The organism is Micromonospora sp. HNM0581, from assembly GCF_012726175.1.
Lineage (GTDB): Bacteria > Actinomycetota > Actinomycetes > Mycobacteriales > Micromonosporaceae > Micromonospora.
This window is the reverse complement of the sequence record NZ_JAASAD010000013.1, coordinates 25597-45624: the sequence shown is the minus strand read 5'-3', so window position 1 is coordinate 45624 and position 20028 is coordinate 25597. Positions and strand designations below refer to the sequence as shown.

Genomic DNA, 20028 nt, shown 5'->3' with positions numbered 1-20028 from the left:
AGTACAATCTCTATTTTGTGTCAGCACACTATCAGGTGCTCGGAGCGTCAGCCGTCGAGATCTCGGCGAGCATCGAGTCCGGCATCCGCGAATCCGCCCTCGCCCCCGGCGACCTCCTACCGCCGGTCCGCGCGCTCGCCGCCGACCTCGCCGTCAGCCCGGCCACCGTCTCCCGCGCCTACGCCGAACTACGTCGCCGTGGACTCATCGTCACCGCTGGCCGGCACGGCACCCGGGTGCGTCCCCGACCGCCGGTCGCCGCCCGCCGTGCCGCGCTACGCCCACCTCCGGCACCCGGGCTCCGTGACCTGTCCCGAGGCGAACCCGACCGGCGACTGCTGCCCCCGCTGGGGCGACACCTGGCCGCCCTCGCCGGTGCCGTCGGCGACCCGGTGAGCTACTCCGACCTCGGCGTGCTCGCCGAGATGACCGAGGTGGCCGCGGCGCGGCTGGCTGCCGACGGGGTCCCGACCCCCGGGCTGACCCTCACCAGTGGCGCACTCGACGGCATCGAACGTCTGCTCGGCGCGCACCTGCGTCCCGGAGACCCGGTCGCGGTGGAGGATCCGGGCTGGGCCAGCCTGCTGGACCTGCTCGCCGCCCTCGGGCTACGGCCGATCGGAGTGCCCGTCGACGACGACGGGCCGGTCGTCGTGGCGGTCGCCGCCGCCCTGGCCGCCGGAGCACGAGCGCTCATCGTGACCAGCCGGGCCCAGAATCCCACCGGCGCGGCGCTCTGCGCTGACCGGGCCGGCGACCTGCGCGCCCTGCTCACCGCCCGGCCCGAGGTGTTGCTGATCGAGGACGACCACGCCGCCGAGTTGGCCCGCGTACCCCTGCACCCGCTCGCCGGGGCCACCACCCACTGGGCCTTCCTCCGTTCGGTGAGCAAACCCTTCGGCCCCGACCTACGCCTGGCCGTGCTCGCCGGAGACGAAACCACTGTCGCGCGGGTCGCCGGTCGGGTCCGGGTCGGCGCCGGCTGGGTCTCCACCGTGCTGCAACGACTGGTGCTGTCGCTCTGGGCGGACCCGGAGGTGAGCGCCCTGGTCGACCGGGCGGCGGAGAGCTACGAACGACGGCGTCGCGCCCTGGTCGCCGCCCTCGCCGACCGCGGCCTGCCCGCACACGGGCGCAGCGGGATCAACGTCTGGGTGCCGGTGGACGACGAGACAAGTGCGCTGACCACCCTGCGCGACGCCGGCTGGGCGGTAGATGCGGGCGCGCTCTACCGGGTCGCCGGACCACCGGGGCTGCGGGTCACCGTCAGCGACCTGCACGAGGAGGAGATCCCGGCACTCGCCGACGCGGTCGTCCGCGCCGCCCACCCCACCCTGTCGCCGCACTTCACCGCCTGACCACCGTCCCCGCCGGCCCGGCCACCGAGGTGGCAACGCCACCGCGGCAACGTCCCGACGTCGCAGCCCGAGGCCGGCGGCACAGCTTGCGGCATCTCGGGCCCTCCCGCCTGGGTGGATACGCCAATTTGCGGCACGTCGGGCCGGCACCTGGCCGGCACCTGGCCGGCACCTGGCCGGCACGTAGGGCTGGGCTGCGGCTTGCGGGGTACTCGGGCTCGGACCGGGACACGGAAGTCGGTACCGACCCGCGCTCCTGCTCGCGTGGCCGCGCCGCAGCGGGTAGAACAGTCGCCATGGCCGACACCGACACCGCGCCCGGCGCACAGCGGTTCATTCCGCCGCACGCCGACACTCTCGACGATCTGCGGGCCGCCGCCACCGGCTGCCGGGGCTGCGAGCTGTACCAGGACGCCTCGCAGACCGTCTTCGGCCGGGGCGACGCCAGCGCCCGGGTGGTCTTCGTCGGTGAGCAGCCCGGCGACATGGAGGACCAGAAAGGGCTGCCCTTCGTCGGCCCCGCGGGCCGGCTGCTCCGCAAGGCGGTCGACGACGCACGGCTCGACCCGGCCGAAATCTACCTCACCAACGCTGTCAAGCACTTCCGCTTCGAACTGCGCGGTAAACGGCGTGTCCACCAGACCCCTGACCAGGTGCACATCACCGCCTGCCGGCCCTGGCTGGTCGCCGAGTTCGCCCAGCTGGCCCCGGAGGTCATCGTGGTGCTCGGGGCGACCGCCGCGAAGGCGCTGCTCGGCCCGACGTTCCGGGTCACCCGTCGGCGCGGCGAACTGCTGCCCTGGCCGGCCGCCGCCCAACACCCGGAGGACTTCCACCGGGTACCGGTCGACAGTGCCGGTCACACCGCCGACGCGCCGTCGGCCCGACTGGTGGCCACCATCCACCCGTCCGCCGTGCTCCGGGCCGACAACCAGGACGTCGCGTACGACGGACTGGTCGCCGACCTCACGGTCGCGGCCCGCGTGCTCACCGGCTGACCCCGCCGGTCGCGGTCCGGGGCTGTGCCAAGGACCGGGCTGCCGGCCCCTGGTCGGATACGAGAAGATGGGCACCCCTTACCGAGGAGCGTCCCGTTGGCCACCGACCTGACGACCGGGCAGGCGTACCCGCAGGTCGCAGTCATTCAGCGGCGTACCCTGCGGCTGCTCTTCGCGACCCAGATCGTCGGCGGGATCGGGGTGACGATCGGCATCGCCGTCGGCGCCCTGCTCGCCGCCGAGATCGCCGGCACCGCCGTGGCCGGCCTGGCGCAGAGCGCCGCCGTGATCGGCGCCGCCCTGCTCGCCGTGCCCGTCACCCGGATCATCACCGGGTACGGCCGCCGCCCCGGCCTGGCCGTCGCGTACCTGGTCGGGGCGGTGGGCGGAGCGCTTGTCGTGTTCGCCGCGACGACCCGGTCGGTGCCGCTGCTCTTTCTCGGCATGCTCCTGTTCGGTGGCGGTTCCGCAGCCAACCTCCAGGCCCGCTACACCGCGGTCGACCTCGCCGCACCGGACCGTCGCGCTCGGCAACTGTCGCTGATCGTCTGGGCCACCACCATCGGCGCGGTGACCGCCCCGAACTTCGCCGCGCTCGCCGACACCACCACTCGCGGATGGGGCCTGCCGGCGTTGTCCGGCCCGTTCGCGTTCAGCGCTGTCGCGTTCGTGCTCGCCGCCGGCGTACTGCTGCTGTGGTTGCGGCCCGACCCGCTGCTCACCGCACGCCGGATCGCGGCGGTCCGCGCCGCCGGGGCCGGGTCGGCCCTGTCCGGTCCACCACCGGTCCCGCCCGAACCGGCCCCGGCGGCATCCGCGCTCGCTCCGGCCGGCCGGGTTCCGGCGGCGGTCGAGCCGGTGGTGGCACCGGCACCGTCGGTCCAGCGGGGCGCGGGCATGCGCCCCGCCTGGGCGGTGGTACGCGCCCGACCGGCGGCCCGGCTCGGCGTGGCCGCCGTGGCCGTGGGCCACCTGGTGATGGTGGCGGTGATGGCAATGACCCCGGTGCACCTGCGGGACCACTATGCCGTCGACGAGGTGCTGCCGGTGGTCGGGCTGGTGTTGAGCCTGCACATCGCCGGCATGTATGCGCTGGCGCCGGTTGTTGGTTGGCTCGCCGACCGGTTCGGCCGTCGTCAGGTCATCCTCGCCGGGGTCGGTACGCTGCTGGCCGCCTGCGCGGTCGCCGGTACCGCCGGGCACCACACCCCCCGGCTCACCGTCGGGCTCATCCTGTTGGGGCTCGGCTGGTCGGCCACCATGGTCGCGGGTTCCACCCTGCTGTCGGAGTCGGTACCGGACGAGGTGCGCCCGAGCGCCCAGGGGCTGTCCGACCTGTTCATGGGTCTGGCCGGCGCCTCGGCGGGAGCGCTCAGCGGATTCGTCATGCAACTCGCCGGCTATCCGGTGCTGACCCTGCTCGCCGCAGTCGCGGTAACGCCCCTGCTGGCGTTAGCGTTGCGTCCGGTGCCGGCGGGTGCACCGGACAGGGAGGACTGATCACGTGCGGTTGACCGACTTCTGGGCGCGCCTGGCCGAGGCGTTCGGTCCGGCGTACTCGGCAAGCATCGCCAGCGACCAGGTGTTGTCGGAGCTTGGCGGGCGGACCATCGAGCAGGCCCTCAGGGCGGGTGTGGAGACGCACGTGGTGTGGCGCGCGGTGGTCGCGGCCTATCCGGACCGGGTACCCACCCGGCTACGCTGAGCAGTCGATTCGTTACTTCCGCGTGTCTCCTGTCGAGTCGTACACCTGTTCGGCTATTGTCCACAGCGAGGTGCTCGTCCACAGGTCACGGCCAGTCGGCTGGTTTTCTGTCGGACCCAGCGCCTAGCGTGTCCCGCGTGACGCGAAGCTCAGGAAAGACGCCGGCGAAGGCAGGGGTGGCAACGATGGCGGCAGGACCTGACCGGGAGAAGGCGCTCGACCTTGCTCTCGCTCAGATCGACAAACAGTTCGGCAAGGGCTCGGTGATGCGGCTGGGGGAGCGGCCGGTCATCCAGACCTCGGTCATCCCGACCGGTTCGATCGCGCTCGACGTGGCGCTCGGCGTGGGTGGTCTGCCCCGTGGCCGGGTCGTCGAGGTTTACGGCCCGGAGAGCAGCGGTAAGACCACGGTCGCCCTGCACGCGGTGGCCAACGCCCAGCGGGCCGGCGGCATCGCCGCCTTCATCGACGCCGAGCACGCGCTCGACCCGGAGTACGCCAGGGCCCTCGGTGTCGACACCGACGCCCTGCTGGTCTCCCAACCGGACACCGGCGAGCAGGCGTTGGAGATCGCCGACATGCTGGTCCGCTCCGGCGCGATCGACATCATCGTGATCGACTCGGTCGCCGCGCTGGTGCCGCGCGCCGAGATCGAGGGCGAGATGGGCGACAGTCACGTGGGTCTCCAGGCCCGGCTGATGAGCCAGGCGCTGCGGAAGATCACCGGCGTGCTCAACAACACCGGCACCACCGCGATCTTCATCAACCAGCTCCGCGAGAAGATCGGTGTCATGTTCGGATGCATGTCGTACTCGACCCGGGTCACCCTGGCCGACGGCACGCAGGAGAAGATCGGCAAGATCGTCAACCAGCGGATGGACGTCGAGGTTCTCTCCTACAACCCGGACACCGACCGGGTGGAACCGAAGCGGATCACCAACTGGTTCAACAACGGTCCGGCGGAGCAGTTCCTCCAGTTCACCGTCGCCAAGTCGGGTGGCAACGGGCGGGCGCAGTTCGCCGCCACCGCCAACCACCTGGTACGCACTCCGGGCGGCTGGCGGGAGGCGGGTGAGCTGATCGCTGGTGACCGGGTGATGCTCGCCGAGTCACGCCGTCTCAGTGAGCAGCAGTGGCAGGTCGTGCTCGGTTCGCTGATGGGCGATGGCGCCCTGTCGCCGAACCGTCAGGACCGCTCCGGTGTCCGCTTCCGCCTCGGCCACGGCGCACAGCAGGTCGACTACCTCGACTGGAAGGTCTCGCTGCTGGGCAACATCGGCCACTCCCGGCGTACCGACGCACGGGGCGCTGCCTTCGTCGACTTCACCCCGCTGCCGGAGTTGGACGAGTTGCGCCGCGCGGTCCACCTGGGTGACGGCAAAAAGCACTTCAGCTGGGACTACCTCAAGGCGCTGACTCCTCTGGCGCTCGCGGTGTGGTACATGGACGACGGCTGCTTCACCGTCCGCTCCAAGGGCCTGCAGGAGCGTCCGGCCGGCGGTTCCGGCCGGATCGAGATCTGCGTCGAGGCGATGGCGGAGGGTAGCCGGGATCGTCTGGTGGAGCATCTGCGCGACGCGTACGGGATGGACGTGAAGCTGGCCTCCCGGGGGGCCCGGCAGACGGCGTCGATCATCTTCACCACCGAGTCGTCGGCGAGGTTCCAGGAGTTGGTCGCTCCCTACGTGCCGGCGGCGATGGAGGCCAAGCTGCTGCCGCGCTTCCGGGGCCAGTGCGCCGTCGAGCCGCAGTTCGTCGCGGCGGAGCTGATGCCGGTGCCGGCACGGGTCATCGATGTCCGGGTCAAGCCGAAGACCCGCTCGATGAACCGGTTCGACATCGAGGTTGAGGGCAACCACAACTACTTCGTCGACGGCGTCATGGTGCACAACAGCCCTGAGACCACCACCGGCGGTCGGGCGTTGAAGTTCTACGCCTCGGTCCGGCTCGACGTGCGGCGCATCGAGAGCCTGAAGGACGGCACCGACGTGGTCGGTAACCGCACCCGGGTCAAGGTCGTGAAGAACAAAGTTGCGTCTCCATTCAAACAAGCCGAATTTGACATAATGTATGGAAAGGGCATTTCCCGCGAAGGCTCTTTGATCGACGTCGGTGTCGAGCAGTCGATCATCCGCAAGTCCGGTGCCTGGTACACCTACGAGGGCGACCAGCTGGGCCAGGGCAAGGAGAAGGCCCGCGAGTTCCTCCGGGAGAACCCGGACGTGGCCGCCGAGATCGAGAAGAAGATCCTGGAGAAGCTCGGCGTCGGGGTCGGCGCGGGCGACGCCGCCGGCGGCCCGGAGTTGCCGCCGGTCGACTTCTGATCCTGAGTCGTGGCAGGACGACGTGCCCGTTCGGGGCGGGGCTGGGATGCCAGCCCGCCCCGGACGGGTGACGCCACACCACGTCCCCGCAGGGGCCGCCGTGTCGCCGGGGATCCCTTCGAACCGGGTGCCCCGTCGGCCTCCGACGAGTCGGCGCCAAGTTCCCTCAACCGGGGTGCCGCCCCGGGTCGTGCCGGTTCCACCCGACAGGGCAGCGGTTCGGCACGCGCGGACACGGCATCAGCCTCTCGCGACGAGGCAGAGGTGGCCCGGGAGATCTGTCTGCGACAGCTCGCGGTGCGTCCACGTACCCGTGCCGAGTTGGCCTCCGCGTTGGCTCGGCGGGGAATCTCCGAGAAGACCGCCAACCAGATCCTCGACCGGTACGACGAGGTCGGCATCGTCGACGACGCCGCGTTCGCCCGAGCCTGGGTGAGTAGCCGGCACGCCGGTCGGGGTCTGGCCCGTCGGGCTTTGGCCAACGAGCTGCGTCAGCGAGGCGTGGACGGCGACACGGCCAGCGAGGCGTTGGACGAGCTGGACGAGACCATCGAGGCGGAGACCGCCCGCACCCTGGTGGAGCGGAAACTGCGGACCGTCCGTGGCGAGCCGGACGCCGTGTTCCGGCGGCTGGTCGGCATGCTGGCCCGCAAAGGCTATCCAGCCGGTGTCGCGATCCGGGCGGTGAAGGACCCCCACCCGCCACTGCTCGTCCCCGAGATCGCCGGCGCCGCCGCGTCCGAGCTGGACGACCTGCGTACCGCCTGCGACGCCGCCGTCTCCCGGCTGCTCGACTCGGCAGCGCGGACCGTCCTGGTGATCGGAGCCGGCGATTGCAGCGCCGACCTCGACTTCCCGTTCCGGGGCAGTTTCGCGCCATGGGGTGTGCCGCTGGAGGTGCGCCTCGGCGACCACCCCGATGGGCTGGCAGGCACCGACCACCTCCCACTCGGCCTGCTGGTCGGCGCCTGGCTGCTCGACCGGCAACCGGCGGCCAGGACCCGTGGCACGCACTGGCGGATGACGACGGTCCGGGCCGACGAACCGGTCGAGACCTGTGCCGATCTCGGTGCGCGGCTCGGCTCGGCCCAGCCGTGGGCGCTGCTGGTGATGGGCGACGGCTCGGCCTGCCGGGGGGAGAAGGCGCCCGGCCACGTCGATCCGCGCGCCGAGGCGTACGACGGGACTGTCGCGCGGGCCCTGGCCGACGCGGACCGCGACGCCCTGCTCGGCCTGGACGCCGGCCTGTCGACGCAGCTCAAGGTCGCGGGACGGGCCCCCTGGCAGGTGCTCGCCGGTGCCGCGCGGGCGGCGGGCGGCCCCTGGCGCGGCGAACTGGGCTACCACGCCGCGCCCTACGGGGTGGGCTACCTCGTGGCGAACTGGGAGCGGTCGTGACCGCCCCGGGCACCGCGGTCGCGGTCGTCGGGCCGACAGCGGCCGGCAAGTCGGCGCTGAGCATCGCGCTGGCGCACGCGCTCGACGGCGAGGTGGTCAACGCCGACTCGATGCAGCTGTACCGGGGCATGGACATCGGTACCGCCAAGCTCACCGTCGCCGAACGCGACGGTGTGCCACACCACCTGCTCGACATCTGGGAGGTGACCGAGCCGGCCAGCGTGGCGGAGTACCAGCGGCTGGCCCGGGCGGCGGTCGACGACGTCCTCGCCCGGGGCCGGGTGCCGCTGCTGGTCGGTGGGTCCGGGCTCTACGTGCGGGCGGTGCTCGAACAGTTCGAGTTTCCCGGCACCGATCCGGCACTGCGACAACGCCTGGAAGGCGAGCTCGCCGCGATCGGGCCGGCACCGCTGTACGCGCGGCTGCGCGAGGCCGACCCGGGTGCGGCGGCCGGCATCCTGCCCGGCAACGGCCGACGCATCGTGCGCGCACTGGAGGTGATCGAGCTGACCGGTAAGCCGTTCACCGCGGCGCTGCCCGAGCCGACACCCCACTACCCTGCGGTGCAGATTGGCGTGGACCTGGACACCGCCCTGCTCGACGAGCGGATCGCGGTCCGGGTGGACCGGATGTGGGCCGACGGGCTGGTCCCGGAGACCCGCAGGCTGGTCGAGCGCGGCCTGCCGCAGGGGCGTACCGCGAGCCGGGCGCTCGGCTACCAGCAGGTGCTGCGTTTCCTCGGCGGCGAGCTGACCGAGACCGAGGCGCACGACGAGACGGTCCGGGCCACGCGCCGCTTCGTCCGCCGCCAGCGCTCCTGGTTCCGTCGTGATCCTCGGGTGCACTGGCTCGACTCGGCTGACCCGGGGCTGGTCGGGGCCGCGATGCGGATCCTCGGCGAGACTGCGCGATGATGGAGGCGTGGAGTTCACCAAGGGGCACGGCACCGGCAACGACTTCGTGATCCTGCCCGACCCGGACGGCGCGCTCGACCTGACGCCCGAGCTGGTGGCGGCGATCTGCGACCGGCGGCGCGGCCTCGGCGGCGACGGCGTGCTGCGGGTGGTCCGCGCCGCGAAGCACACCGACGGCGCCGCTCTGGCCGGCGAGGCCGAATGGTTGATGGACTACTGGAACTCCGACGGTTCCTTCGCCGAGATGTGCGGCAACGGCGCCCGGGTCTTCGTCCGCTACCTGCTGGCGAACGGGCTGGCCGTACCGTCCGGTGACGCGTTGCCGGTGGCCACCCGAGCCGGCGTGGTGCGGGCGCGGGTCGAGGGCGACGCCATCGCCGTCGAGATGCAACGACCCCGGCTGTACGGCGCCTCCGCCGCCGCCCTCGGCGGACTGACCCTGCCCGGCACGGCGGTGGACGTCGGCAATCCGCACCTGGTCTGCCCGGTGCCGGCCGGGCTAGACCTGGCCGGACTGGACCTGACCCGCGCCCCCGACGTCGACCCGGCGGTCTTCCCCGCCGGGGTGAACGTCGAATTCACCACCACCGGTGGACCGGTGCCCGGCGTCGACGCGCACGCCCTGATGCGTGTCTACGAGCGTGGCTCCGCCGAGACCCTGTCCTGCGGCACCGGCGCCTGCGCCGTCGCCGCGGTGGCCCTACGCGACGCCGACCAGGAGACCGGAACGGTCGCCGTGGACGTCCCCGGCGGCCGCCTAACCGTGACCGTAACGCCGAACTCCAGCTGGCTCTCCGGCCCGGCCCTCCTCATCGCCACCGGCACCCTCACCCTCCCAACCTGACCCTCAAACCCCACCCCACCGCACCCCGACCTTCGTTGATCATGAGGTTGGCGGCAGTTTTCGATCTTCAATCTGCCGCTAACCTCATGATCAACGCAGGTGGCGTGGGTGGGGTGGGTGGGAGGCGGTTCCTCGCGTCAGGGGGTGGCGGAGGCGGTGGCGGCGATCTCGGAGAGGTCGGCCGGGCCGGGGTCAGCGGCGGGGGGTGGGGTGGTGGTCGGGTTCTGGGCGGCGGCGCGGACGGCGGCGGCGACCGCCGGAGCGACTCGGGAGTCGAAGACGCTGGGCACGATCACCGTCGGGTTGATCTTGTCCTCGCCTACCACGTCCGCGATGGCCCGGGCGGCGGCGATCGCCATCTCCTCGGTGAACTCCTCGGCGTGCGCGTCGAGCATGCCGCGGAAGACGCCGGGGAAGGCGAGCACGTTGTTGATCTGGTTCGGCTGGTCGGAGCGGCCGGTGGCGACGACCGCGGCGTGCTTGCGCGCCTCCCGGGGGTCGACCTCCGGGTCCGGGTTCGCCAGCGCGAACACGATGGCGTCCTTCGCCATGGTGGCGATGTCGTCCCCGGTGAGCAGGTTCGGCGCGCTGACCCCGATGAAGACGTCGGCGCCGGCCAGCGCACCGGGCAGGTCACCGGAGTAACCGTCCCGGTTGGTGTTGTCGGCCAGCCACCGCCAGGCCGGGTTGAGATCGGTCTGCCCACGGTGCAGGGCGCCCTGCCGGTCGTACGCGATGATGTCGCCGACGCCCTGGCGCAGCAGCAGTTTCATGATCGCGGTGCCCGCCGCGCCGGCTCCGGATACCACCACCCGTACGTCCGCGAGTTGCTTGCCCACGACGCGCAGCGCGTTGGTGAGCGCGGCCAGCACGCAGATGGCGGTGCCGTGCTGGTCGTCGTGGAAGACCGGGATGTCCAGCGCCTCACGCAACCGCGCCTCGATCTCGAAGCAGCGCGGGGCTGCGATGTCCTCCAGGTTGATCCCGCCGTACGCGGGGGCGATCGCCTTGACGATGGCGACGATCTCGTCGGTGTCCTGCGTGTCGAGCACCACCGGCCAGGCGTCCACCCCGCCGAAGCGCTTGAACAGCGCCGCCTTGCCTTCCATCACCGGCAACGACGCGGCGGGGCCGAGGTTGCCCAACCCGAGCACGGCCGAGCCGTCGCTCACCACCGCGACCGTGTTGCGCTTGATGGTCAGCCGCCGGGCGTCGGCGGGATTGTCGGCGATCGCCTGGCAGACCCGGGCCACCCCGGGGGTGTACGCACGCGACAGCTCGTCCCGGTTGCGCAGGGCCACCTTCGGACTGACCTCGATCTTGCCGCCGAGGTGCAGCAGGAAGGTGCGGTCGGATACTTTGCGCACGTCCACACCGTCGAGCGCGCTGAGCGCGTCGACCACCTGGTCGGCGTGACCGGCGTCGGCGGTGTCGCAGGTCAGGTCGACGATCACGTTGGTCGGGTCGGAGTCGACCACGTCCAGCGCGGTGACGATCGCCCCGGCCTCACCCACCGATGTGGTGAGCCGGCCGATCGAGGAGGCATCGGCAGGCACGGCGATCCGGATCGTGATCGAAAATCCGGCACTTGGCAGTCGGGTCGTGGCCACGCAGGTCCCTCCGTCGGCGCTGAACGGCTCGTCCGCATTTCTACTCGCCCACCGCCGGCACCCGGCATCCGCCCCCGCCTCCGATGGTCCACAGGTGGGCATATTGCAGGTGCAGCCGACGTTGACACGTGTCAGGATTGCTTGGTACGCGCACAGAACGGACAGGAGAGATCGCTTGCGAGACCAGGAGACCTACGTTCCCATCCCCGACGACGACCTCGACACCACCACCGGTGGGTACGAGCTCTCCGAACGGCAGGCGCTGCGGCGGGTCCCCGGTCTCTCCACCGAGCTGACCGACGTCACCGAGGTCGAGTACCGACAGCTCCGGCTGGAGCGGGTCGTTCTGGTCGGCGTCTGGACCGACGGCACCCAGGTGGACGCGGAGAACTCCCTCACCGAGCTGGCGGCGCTGGCGGAGACCGCCGGCTCGCAGGTGCTTGAGGGGCTGATCCAGCGGCGCAACCGGCCTGACCCGGCTACCTACATCGGTCGCGGTAAGGTCGACGACCTCGGTTCGGTGGTGTTGTCCGCGGGTGCCGACACGGTGATCTGTGACGGTGAACTGTCCCCGTCCCAGCTGCGCAACCTGGAGCAGCGCACCAAGGTCAAGGTGGTCGACCGCACTGCGTTGATCCTCGACATCTTCGCCCAGCACGCCAAGAGCAAGGAGGGGCGGGCCCAGGTCGAGTTGGCCCAGCTCGAATACCTCCTGCCCCGGCTGCGTGGCTGGGGTGAGACGCTGTCCCGGCAGACCGGTGGATCGGGCCGGGGTGGGGGCGCTGGCGGTGGCGTCGGCGTCCGAGGCCCCGGTGAGACCAAGCTGGAGACCGACAGACGGCGGATCCGGCACCGCATCGCCCGGCTCCGCCGGGAGATCAAAGCCATGCGGACGGTACGCGAGACCAAGCGCGCCCGCCGTACCCGCAACGCCGTGCCCGCGGTGGCGATCGCCGGTTACACGAACGCCGGTAAGTCGAGCCTGTTGAATCGCCTGACCGGGGCGGGCGTGCTGGTGGAGGACGCGCTGTTCGCCACGCTCGATCCGACCACGCGCCGGTCCACCACCTCCGACGGGCGGGACTACACCCTCAGCGACACGGTGGGCTTCGTCCGGCACCTGCCGCACCAGATCGTCGAGGCGTTCCGGTCGACGATCGAGGAGGTCGCCGAGGCGGATCTGGTCGTGCACGTCGTCGACGGCGCACACCCGGATCCGGAGGAGCAGGTCAGGGCCGTCCGCGAGGTGCTGGGCGAGGTCGGCGGCGATCGACTGCCCGAGCTGTTGGTGGTCAACAAGACCGACGCCGCCGACGAGGAGAACCTGCTGCGGCTCAAGCGGCTCTGGCCCGAGGCCGTGTTCGTCTCGGCACGCAGCGGCCGGGGCATCGACGATCTCCGCGAGGCGATCGAACGGCGGCTGCCCCGTCCGGCCATCGAGGTTCGGGTGGTGCTGCCGTACGACCGGGGCGACCTGGTGGCCCGGCTGCACCGGCAGGGCGAGGTGCTCAGCACCGCACACCTGCCAGAGGGGACGATGCTGCACGTACGGGTGAACGAGGCGCTGGCCGCCGAACTGCTCCCGTACGACGACACGGCGCAGGTGGCCGGCAGCACCCGGTGATCGGCCGCGGGGCCGGGCCGCCGCGTGACCCGACTGAAACCTGCGGCATGCGACACTTCTTTCATGCTCCGCACTGTTTCCTCCGTCACGGTTTCGTTCGGCCTGATCGGGGCCACCGTGGCGGTCACCGGTGCCGCCCTCGCCGCACCCGGCTCGACACCCGCCAGCGCAGCGTCTCCCGCGCTGGCGGTGGCTGGTGCCGCTCTGGCGGGGCCGCCGGTGACGGCGGCGGGCAAGAAGCAGTGCTCGGTCACCGACTCGCGGCTGCGTGAACTGTCCGGCCTGGTGGTGACGAAGAACGGCTACATCGTCGTCAACGACAGCACCCAACAGGACGACCGCAAGCGGGTCTTCTACCTGAACAAGGACTGCCAGGTCGTCCGCGAGGTCGCCTACTCCGGGGCGGGGCCGTTCGACACCGAGGACCTCGCTGTCTCACCGGACGGTGAGACTTTGTGGATCGCCGACACCGGCGACAACGTGACCAGTCGGGAGCGCCGTGAGCGGGTGGCGGTCTGGAGCATGCCGATCGGCGGTGGAAGTCAGCCGAAGCTGCACCGGTTGTCGTACCCGGACGGCAAGCCGCGTGACGCCGAGGCGCTGCTGGTCGGCGACGACGCGTTGCCAGTGATCATCACGAAGGTCACCGCCGGCAAGGCCGAGCTCTTCGCCCCGGACGGCCCGCTGAAGACCGGCGACACCGCGCCCGTGCCGATGCGGAAGCTCGGCGACGTCGAGCTGCCGAGGACGGACACCGAGAACCCGCTGAGCACCTTCGGACGGGTAGCGATCACCGGTGCGGCCCGGTCACTTGACGGAGCACGGGTGGTCCTGCGCACGTACGCCGACGCTTTCGAGTACGACGTTTCCAACGGCGACGTCGTCGCCGCCCTGACCACGGGCACGCCCCGCGTCACCGCTCTTGCGGATCCGTTCGGTGAGGCGATCGCCTACTCGACCGACGGTAAGACCTTCCTGACCGTCTCCGACGCCGGTCACCTGGACGACGACGATCCGGTCAACATTCTCAGCTACACCCCCTCCACCGAGGGGCCGAAGGAACTGGCCGACGATCCCGATGCGGCAGAGGAGGCCGGTGGGTCGCTTCTCGACGGGCTGACCCCGACCGACATCATGTACCTGATCGCGGCGGTCGGGGTGCTCGGAGCGGTGCTCGTCGGCGCGGGCATCTTCGGTATCCTGCGCGCCCGCAAGCATCCGGCTCCGGTCGGCAGGAGTCGCGGTGACGCCGATTCCGCCAAGGGTAAGGACGACGGAACGGGCTCGCCCCAGAACCGGGGCGGGGTGTACGGCGGCGCGGCGGGTGGTGTCTACGGTGGTGCGCCGGCCGCTGAGCGGCCCGGTGGTGGTGCGCGTACCGGCGGAGTTTACGGCGGTGGTGCCCGCCCGGCTGCCGCCGGTGGTGGTGCCCGCCCGGCTGCTTCCGGCGCTGCCCGCCCGGGTCAGGGCGATGGAGTCTATGGCGGCGGCGGTGGCCGGTCCGGTGGTGAGGGCGCCCCTGTTTACGGTGGGCGTCCGGGCAGTGGTCGAGCGCCGGGTGGCGGTGGACGCCCGGGCGGTGTCTACGGCGGTGGAGGGGCGCGTGGCGGCGGGCAGCCCGGTGCCGGAGGGCGCGCGGAGCCACCGCGACGCGGTGGCCCGGCCGAACCCGACCATCGGGGACGTTCCGGCCGGTACCGGGAGGACGGCGGTGACTCGTACGGTCAGGTGCGTGGCGGCCATTACGGCTACCGGGGCGACAGGTACTGACCGACGCCCGGTGGTGGCCTCGGGCCGGGACCGGGCGCGGAGTCAGATTCGACGTAGTACCGCGACCACCCGGCCCATGATGGTGGCGTTGTCACCGGGAATCGGGTCGAAGGCCGGGTTCTGCGGCATCAGCCAGACGTGACCGTCCCGGTGCCGGTAGGTCTTCACTGTCGCCTCGCCGTCGAGCATGGCAGCGACGATCTCACCGGAGTCCGCTGTCGGTTGTTGCCTGACCACCACCCAGTCGCCGTCGCAGATCGCCGCGTCGAGCATCGAGTCGCCCTTGACCTGGAGCATGAAGACTTCGCCCTCGCCGACCAGTTCGCGGGGCAGCGGGAAGACGTCCTCCATCGACTGCTCGGCGAGGATCGGTCCACCTGCGGCGATGCGACCGAGCATCGGGACGTAGGCCGGTGCGGGGCGCTGGGATCGGCTCAACTCGTCGTCGACGTCGTTCGGGGAGCGTACGTCGACTGCCCGGGGCCGGTTCGGGTCGCGCCGGAGGAAGCCCTTCTTCTCCAGCTCCTTCAGCTGGTAGGCGACGCTGGACGGGGAGACCAAGCCGACCGCCTCGCCGATCTCCCGCACGCTGGGCGGGTAGCCGTGGCGTTCCACCCAGGTGCGGATGAAGTCCAGGATGCGTCGTTGCCGGGCGGTGAGGTCGACCGTCGCCGGGTCGGGGAAGTTGCTGGCCACCGGGGTCACCTGACGCACGGCCGGCTGACCGGAGCGGGCGCGGGTGACACCCCGGCGTCGGGTGGCCGGGGGGCCCGTCTCGATGCTCTGCTGCGGGCTCTGTGGCCGGTTGGCCCGGTCCTCGGTCACGTCCGTCCTCCCTGGTCGGCGCCGGGTGCCTCGGCGGCTCGTGGTGCGCGCGGTGATTTGCTGGCCGGCGGGTGGACCATGGTCGCCCCCGGTTGTTCATGACCGTATAGGTGAGATCGGCCTTTTTCAAACATCTGTACGATCTTCGTCCGCGTGTTGATCCCGGATATGCCGCACCCACTCACTTCCGACTGATAAATAGTACTGGTGTTCGAGGGTGAGGGGGGTCGTCGATGCTCGTGTCGGGTGGGGTGGTAACCGGTGTGGCCGGGTTCGCGTTGGTTCTCCGGTTGCGGGGAGTCGGCGGTGCGGTCGAGGTCCGGGCGGCGCGCCGGGCGCGCCCGTCAACTTGACCCCGGATCGTTGGCGGCCTACGGTCGACCCCTAGATGTAGTAGTCACAAGGGTGCAAGTAGCCCACAGGTTGGGTTCAACTACCGACCGCACTCCCGTATCGCCGAGTCGGGGTTCATCCTGCCGGAAGGACTTCGGCCCATCGAGGCGTGCCCGGAGGGACGGTGGGTGGGCCTGCGATCGAGGAGGTCGGGCGATGCGGTGTCCGTACTGCCGGCACGCCGACTCGCGGGTGGTCGACTCGCGGGAGGCCGACGACGGCCAGCTGATCCGGCGGCGGCGGGCCTGCCTTGAATGCGGCAAGCGGTTCACCACCGTCGAGGAGGCGGTGCTCGCCGTGGTCAAGCGCAGCGGCGTGACCGAGCCGTTCAGCCGGACGAAGATCATCGGCGGGGTGCGCAAGGCGTGCCAGGGCCGGCCGGTCGACGAGGACTCGATCGCACTGCTGGCGCAGCGGGTCGAGGAGACCGTGCGGGCCAAGGGGGCCGCCGAGATCCCCAGCAACGAGGTGGGGCTGGCCATCCTGGGTCCGCTGCGGGACCTGGACGAGGTCGCCTACCTGCGGTTCGCAAGCGTCTACCGGTCGTTCGACTCGCTTGCCGACTTCGAGCACGAGATCGAAACGCTCCGGGCCGCCGCGCGTGCCCGTGAGGCTGCCGGCGCCGAGCCGGCCGGCGAACAGTGACTTTCAGCAGTGTCAGTGACGGTCGGATCGCGCGGCGGACCCGCGCGGACGAGGGGGCGGATGAGATGCCGGGGGACGGTGTGACAACAAGCAGGTCACGAAGCAAGGCGGGCGCGGGGCTCAAGGTCGAGCGGGTCTGGACGACCCCGGGAGTGCACCCGTACGACGAGGTCACCTGGGAACGCCGCGACGTCGTGATGACGAACTGGCGGGACGGTTCGATCAACTTCGAGCAGCGGGGCGTGGAGTACCCGGAGAGTTGGAGCGTCAACGCGGCCAACATCGTGACCACCAAGTACTTCCGGGGAGCGGTGGGGACCCCGGAACGCGAGTGGTCGCTGAAGCAGTTGATCGACCGAGTGGTGACCACCTACCGCACGGCCGGTGAGGAGTACGGCTACTTCGCCTCCCCGGCCGACGCCGAGGTCTTCGCGCACGAACTGACCTGGATGCTGGTGCACCAGGTGTTCAGCTTCAACTCCCCGGTGTGGTTCAACGTCGGCACGCCCTCACCCCAGCAGGTGTCAGCGTGTTTCATCCTTGCTGTGGATGATTCGATGGATTCCATCCTCGACTGGTACAAAGAGGAGGGGCTCATCTTCAAGGGCGGTTCCGGTTCCGGGGTCAACCTGTCCCGGATCCGTGCCTCCCGGGAGTTGCTGTCGTCCGGCGGCACCGCCTCCGGCCCGGTCAGCTTCATGCGCGGTGCCGACGCCAGCGCCGGCACCATCAAGTCCGGTGGTGCCACCCGACGCGCGGCCAAGATGGTCATCCTCGACGTCGACCACCCGGACATCGAGGAGTTCGTGGTCACCAAGGCGCGCGAGGAAGACAAGATCCGTGCGTTGCGCGACGCCGGGTTCGACATGGACCTCGGTGGCTCCGACATCGTCAGCGTGCAGTACCAGAACGCCAACAACTCGGTCCGGGTCTCCGACGAGTTCATGTCGGCGGTGGAGAACGGTGGCGCCTTCGACCTGCGCGGCCGGCTGGACGGCGCGGTCATCGACACGGTCGACGCCAAGAAGCTGTTCCGGACGATCTCCCAGGCCGCCTGGGAGTGCGCCGACCCGGGCCTGCAGTACGACGACACCATCAACGACTGGCACACCTGCCCGGAGACCGGCCGGATCACCGCGTCGAACCCGTGCTCGGAGTACCTGCACCTGGACAACTCGTCGTGCAACCTGGCCTCGCTGAACCTGATGAAGTTCCTCCGCGCCGACGGCGGCTTCGAGGTGGAGAAGTTCGTCAAGAGCGTCGAGCTGGTCATCACCGCGATGGACATCTCGATCTGCTTCGCCGACTTCCCGACCGAGAAGATCGGCGAAACCACCCGGGCGTACCGGCAGCTCGGCATCGGGTACGCCAACCTGGGTGCCCTGCTGATGGCCTCCGGCCTGCCGTACGACTCGGACCAGGGCCGTTCGCTGTCGGCGGCGATCACCTCGCTGATGACCGGCACGGCGTACCGCCGCTCGGCGGAGCTGGCCGGCATCGTCGGTGCGTACGACGGCTACGCCCGCAACGCAGAGCCGCACAAGCGGGTGATGCGCAAGCACGCCGCCGCGAACGACGAGATCAAGCCGTCCGGCACGGTGGCCACCGCGCTGGTCCGTGAGGCCACGAAGCAGTGGACCCTCGGCAACAAGGTCGGCGACAAGAACGGCTGGCGGAACTCCCAGGCCAGTGTGCTCGCGCCGACCGGCACCATCGGCTTGATGATGGACTGCGACACTACCGGCGTGGAGCCGGACCTGGCGCTGGTCAAGTTCAAGAAGCTGGTCGGCGGCGGCTCGATGCAGATCGTCAACCAGACCGTGCCGCGCGCCCTTCGCTCCCTCGGGTACCCGGAGGAACAGGTGGAGGCGATCGTCGAGCACATCGCCGACCAGGGGCACGTGGTGGACGCTCCCGGCCTCAAGCCGGAGCACTACCCGGTCTTCGACTGTGCCATGGGCGAGCGTTCCATCGCACCGATGGGCCACGTGCGGATGATGGCGGCCGTTCAGCCGTTCATCTCCGGCGCGATCTCCAAGACGGTCAACATGCCGGAGCAGGCCACCGTCGCCGACGTCGAAAAGATCTACTTCGAGGGCTGGAAGCTCGGTCTCAAGGCGCTGGCGATCTACCGGGACAACTGCAAGGTCGGCCAGCCACTGTCGGCGGCGAAGAAGAAGGCCGCCGAGCTGGAGCCGCCGGTCACCGCGGTCGAACCGGTGGTGGAGAAGGTCGTCGAGTACCGCCCGGTGCGCAAGCGGCTGCCGAAGAAGCGCCCGTCGGAGACCATCTCCTTCTCGGTAGGTGGGGCCGAGGGCTACCTCACCGCCTCGTCGTACCCGGACGACGGGCTCGGTGAAGTTTTCCTCAAGATGTCGAAGCAGGGGTCTACCCTGGCCGGGGTGATGGACGCCTTCTCGGTGGCCATCTCGATCGGCTTGCAGTACGGCGTGCCGCTGGAGACCTACGTCAGCAAGTTCACGAACATGCGTTTCGAGCCGGCCGGTATGACCGACGACCCGGACGTGCGAATGGCCGCCTCGGTGATGGACTACATCTTCCGTCGCCTGGCATTGGACTTCCTGCCGTACGAGCGCCGCACCGAGTTGGGCATCTTCACCGCGAAGGAGCGGGCCGCCCAGCTCGCCGCCGAGGCGGAGGCGGAGGCAAGCGGTGCGGACCTCACCGCGATGGCCGCCTCCGCCCCGGTGGAGGCCAAGCCGGAGGAGCCGAAGGCCGGCCCGGTCGCCCAGCCGGCCCAGGAACTCGCCGACATCGCCGCTGTGAAGCCGGCACCGCCGGTCGGTTCCAGCACCGAACTGCTGGAGGCCGTGATCGGCAAGGCCGCCGACGCACCGCTCTGCTTCACCTGCGGTACTAAGATGCGTCCGGCCGGCAGCTGCTACGTCTGTGAGGGCTGCGGCTCCACGAGTGGCTGCAGCTGATCCGGGTACGCGACGAGCCCCGGGCGGATCGCCGCCCGGGGCTCGCTGTTCCCCTTGCTCCCAACCGCCGGAAGGCGTGGTCACGGCCGCGCTGGCGGAAGTCTGCGAAGTCCTTCCGTTTCCGTTCCACCGGGGGTTCACGCACGGGCGCCCTGTTCCGTTTCCACACCGGAGGTTCTTCTACCTTGGCGGTGGTGACGAGCGTGGTCTCATCGCGTTCCAACAGTTGGCGACGGCCCGGACGTCGTCAGGGTGCGCCGGGCTCGTCGCGACCGATGGCGAGGCAAGCGCGTTCGGTGTCGTGGCCCAGCCGGCGCAGCAGGTCGGCCCGGATCGCCGGCACATGGTCGGTGCGGCAGGCCCGGCGGGTGTAGGTGACCGGCGTACGGTGCGCCGCCTGGTGAAACCTAGACTGACGCTGATGAGCGGAGAACGACGACCCCTGGCGGCACGGCCGTTGACCGAGCCGCATCCGACCCGGTTGCCGTTTGATCATCCTCGGCGACAGCACATCCTCACCGAGCATGCCGCAGCCCTGGCTGCAGGCGACGCCGGCTACCTCGACCCGGAGACCGAGCTGTTCGTCCTCACGGCCGGGTTCCTGGCCCGGCGCGGCACATGCTGCGGCCGAGGCTGCCGACACTGTCCGTACGTGGACTGACGCGGTGGCGTCGT

Annotated in this window: 15 protein-coding genes and 3 pseudogenes; 16 read left to right on the top strand and 2 right to left on the bottom strand. The window is 70.7% G+C overall.

Going from position 1 to position 20028, the window contains the following annotated elements:
- The first annotated feature begins 17 nt into the window (after window positions 1–17).
- The 11 genes and pseudogenes from HCA58_RS16385 to dapF all read left to right on the top strand — a co-directional run bounded on the left by HCA58_RS16385 (window position 18) and on the right by dapF (window position 9541).
- Window positions 18–1358: an aminotransferase class I/II-fold pyridoxal phosphate-dependent enzyme gene (locus HCA58_RS16385; RefSeq protein ID WP_169598711.1), complete on the top strand. Its 1341-nt coding sequence runs from the start codon at window positions 18–20 to the stop codon at window positions 1356–1358.
- A gap of 296 nt (window positions 1359–1654) precedes the next feature.
- Window positions 1655–2356 carry a UdgX family uracil-DNA binding protein gene (locus HCA58_RS16380; RefSeq protein WP_169598710.1) on the top strand — a complete coding sequence of 234 codons (702 nt, stop codon included), beginning with the start codon at window positions 1655–1657 and terminating at the stop codon, window positions 2354–2356.
- 96 nt (window positions 2357–2452) lie between these two features.
- Window positions 2453–3856 (top strand): MFS transporter, encoded by a 1404-nt coding sequence (locus tag HCA58_RS16375; RefSeq protein WP_169598709.1) that lies wholly within the window; start codon window positions 2453–2455, stop codon window positions 3854–3856.
- Window positions 3857–3860: 4 nt separating this feature from the next.
- Complete coding sequence (locus tag HCA58_RS16370; RefSeq protein ID WP_169598708.1) at window positions 3861–4061, top strand: DUF3046 domain-containing protein; 201 nt, start codon at window positions 3861–3863, stop codon at window positions 4059–4061.
- 185 nt (window positions 4062–4246) lie between these two features.
- Window positions 4247–4861 (top strand): annotated as a pseudogene (recA, locus tag HCA58_RS23910) (recombinase RecA); the annotation flags it as partial.
- Window positions 4853–5713 (top strand): annotated as a pseudogene (locus HCA58_RS24075) (recombinase RecA); the annotation flags it as partial. The pseudogenes recA and HCA58_RS24075, both read left to right, overlap by 9 nt.
- A 45-nt stretch (window positions 5714–5758) precedes the next feature.
- The gene (locus HCA58_RS23900; RefSeq protein WP_346776015.1) at window positions 5759–6385 is read left to right on the top strand and encodes a hypothetical protein; all 627 of its coding nucleotides are present in this window, start codon (window positions 5759–5761) and stop codon (window positions 6383–6385) included.
- Window positions 6386–6394: 9 nt separating this feature from the next.
- Window positions 6395–7078, top strand: a pseudogene (locus HCA58_RS23600) (regulatory protein RecX); the annotation flags it as partial.
- Window positions 7070–7783 (top strand): class III extradiol dioxygenase subunit B-like domain-containing protein, encoded by a 714-nt coding sequence (locus HCA58_RS16360; protein ID WP_346776014.1) that lies wholly within the window; start codon window positions 7070–7072, stop codon window positions 7781–7783. The pseudogene HCA58_RS23600 and the gene HCA58_RS16360, both read left to right, overlap by 9 nt.
- Complete coding sequence (gene miaA / locus HCA58_RS16355; RefSeq protein ID WP_169598706.1) at window positions 7780–8697, top strand: tRNA (adenosine(37)-N6)-dimethylallyltransferase MiaA; 918 nt, start codon at window positions 7780–7782, stop codon at window positions 8695–8697. The genes HCA58_RS16360 and miaA overlap by 4 nt, the downstream gene beginning before the upstream one ends.
- Before the next feature lie 7 nt (window positions 8698–8704).
- A complete protein-coding gene (gene dapF / locus HCA58_RS16350; protein WP_169598705.1) occupies window positions 8705–9541 on the top strand; it encodes a diaminopimelate epimerase in 837 nt (278 codons plus the stop codon).
- Between the two features lie 137 nt (window positions 9542–9678).
- Here the strand turns inward: dapF and HCA58_RS16345 are convergent, their stop codons facing one another.
- A complete protein-coding gene (locus HCA58_RS16345; protein ID WP_169598704.1) occupies window positions 9679–11151 on the bottom strand; it encodes an NAD-dependent malic enzyme in 1473 nt (490 codons plus the stop codon).
- Between the two features lie 175 nt (window positions 11152–11326).
- On the opposite strand from HCA58_RS16345, the gene hflX reads away from it, so the two are divergent.
- Window positions 11327–12775, top strand: a complete 1449-nt coding sequence (gene hflX / locus HCA58_RS16340) for a GTPase HflX (RefSeq protein ID WP_169598703.1) — start codon at window positions 11327–11329, stop codon at window positions 12773–12775.
- 63 nt (window positions 12776–12838) lie between these two features.
- A complete protein-coding gene (locus tag HCA58_RS16335) occupies window positions 12839–14545 on the top strand; it encodes a hypothetical protein (protein ID WP_169598702.1) in 1707 nt (568 codons plus the stop codon).
- Window positions 14546–14587: 42 nt separating this feature from the next.
- Here the strand turns inward: HCA58_RS16335 and lexA are convergent, their stop codons facing one another.
- Window positions 14588–15370, bottom strand: a complete 783-nt coding sequence (gene lexA, locus HCA58_RS16330; RefSeq protein ID WP_169598701.1) for a transcriptional repressor LexA — start codon at window positions 15368–15370, stop codon at window positions 14588–14590.
- Window positions 15371–15919: 549 nt separating this feature from the next.
- Between lexA and nrdR the strand changes: the two genes are divergently transcribed.
- The 3 genes from nrdR (at window position 15920) to HCA58_RS16315 (ending at window position 20014) form a co-directional block, all read left to right on the top strand.
- Window positions 15920–16408 (top strand): transcriptional regulator NrdR, encoded by a 489-nt coding sequence (gene nrdR / locus HCA58_RS16325; protein ID WP_169598700.1) that lies wholly within the window; start codon window positions 15920–15922, stop codon window positions 16406–16408.
- A gap of 65 nt (window positions 16409–16473) precedes the next feature.
- On the top strand, window positions 16474–19353 hold the full coding sequence (locus HCA58_RS16320) for a vitamin B12-dependent ribonucleotide reductase (protein WP_169598699.1): 2880 nt from the start codon (window positions 16474–16476) through the stop codon (window positions 19351–19353).
- A gap of 421 nt (window positions 19354–19774) precedes the next feature.
- Window positions 19775–20014: a DUF5522 domain-containing protein gene (locus HCA58_RS16315; protein ID WP_169598698.1), complete on the top strand. Its 240-nt coding sequence runs from the start codon at window positions 19775–19777 to the stop codon at window positions 20012–20014.
- The last annotated feature ends 14 nt before the right edge of the window (window positions 20015–20028 follow it).

Bases quoted from the DNA above. Each gene is read 5' to 3' on its own strand.
- HCA58_RS16320 (WP_169598699.1), top strand. From the start codon at position 16,474: ATGCCGGGGGACGGTGTGACAACAAGCAGGTCACGAAGCAAGGCGGGC.
- HCA58_RS23900 (WP_346776015.1), top strand. From the start codon at position 5,759: ATGGAGGCCAAGCTGCTGCCGCGCTTCCGGGGCCAGTGCGCCGTCGAG.
- nrdR (WP_169598700.1), top strand. From the start codon at position 15,920: ATGCGGTGTCCGTACTGCCGGCACGCCGACTCGCGGGTGGTCGACTCG.
- HCA58_RS16315 (WP_169598698.1), top strand. From the start codon at position 19,775: ATGAGCGGAGAACGACGACCCCTGGCGGCACGGCCGTTGACCGAGCCG.
- HCA58_RS16380 (WP_169598710.1), top strand. From the start codon at position 1,655: ATGGCCGACACCGACACCGCGCCCGGCGCACAGCGGTTCATTCCGCCG.
- HCA58_RS16335 (WP_169598702.1), top strand. From the start codon at position 12,839: ATGCTCCGCACTGTTTCCTCCGTCACGGTTTCGTTCGGCCTGATCGGG.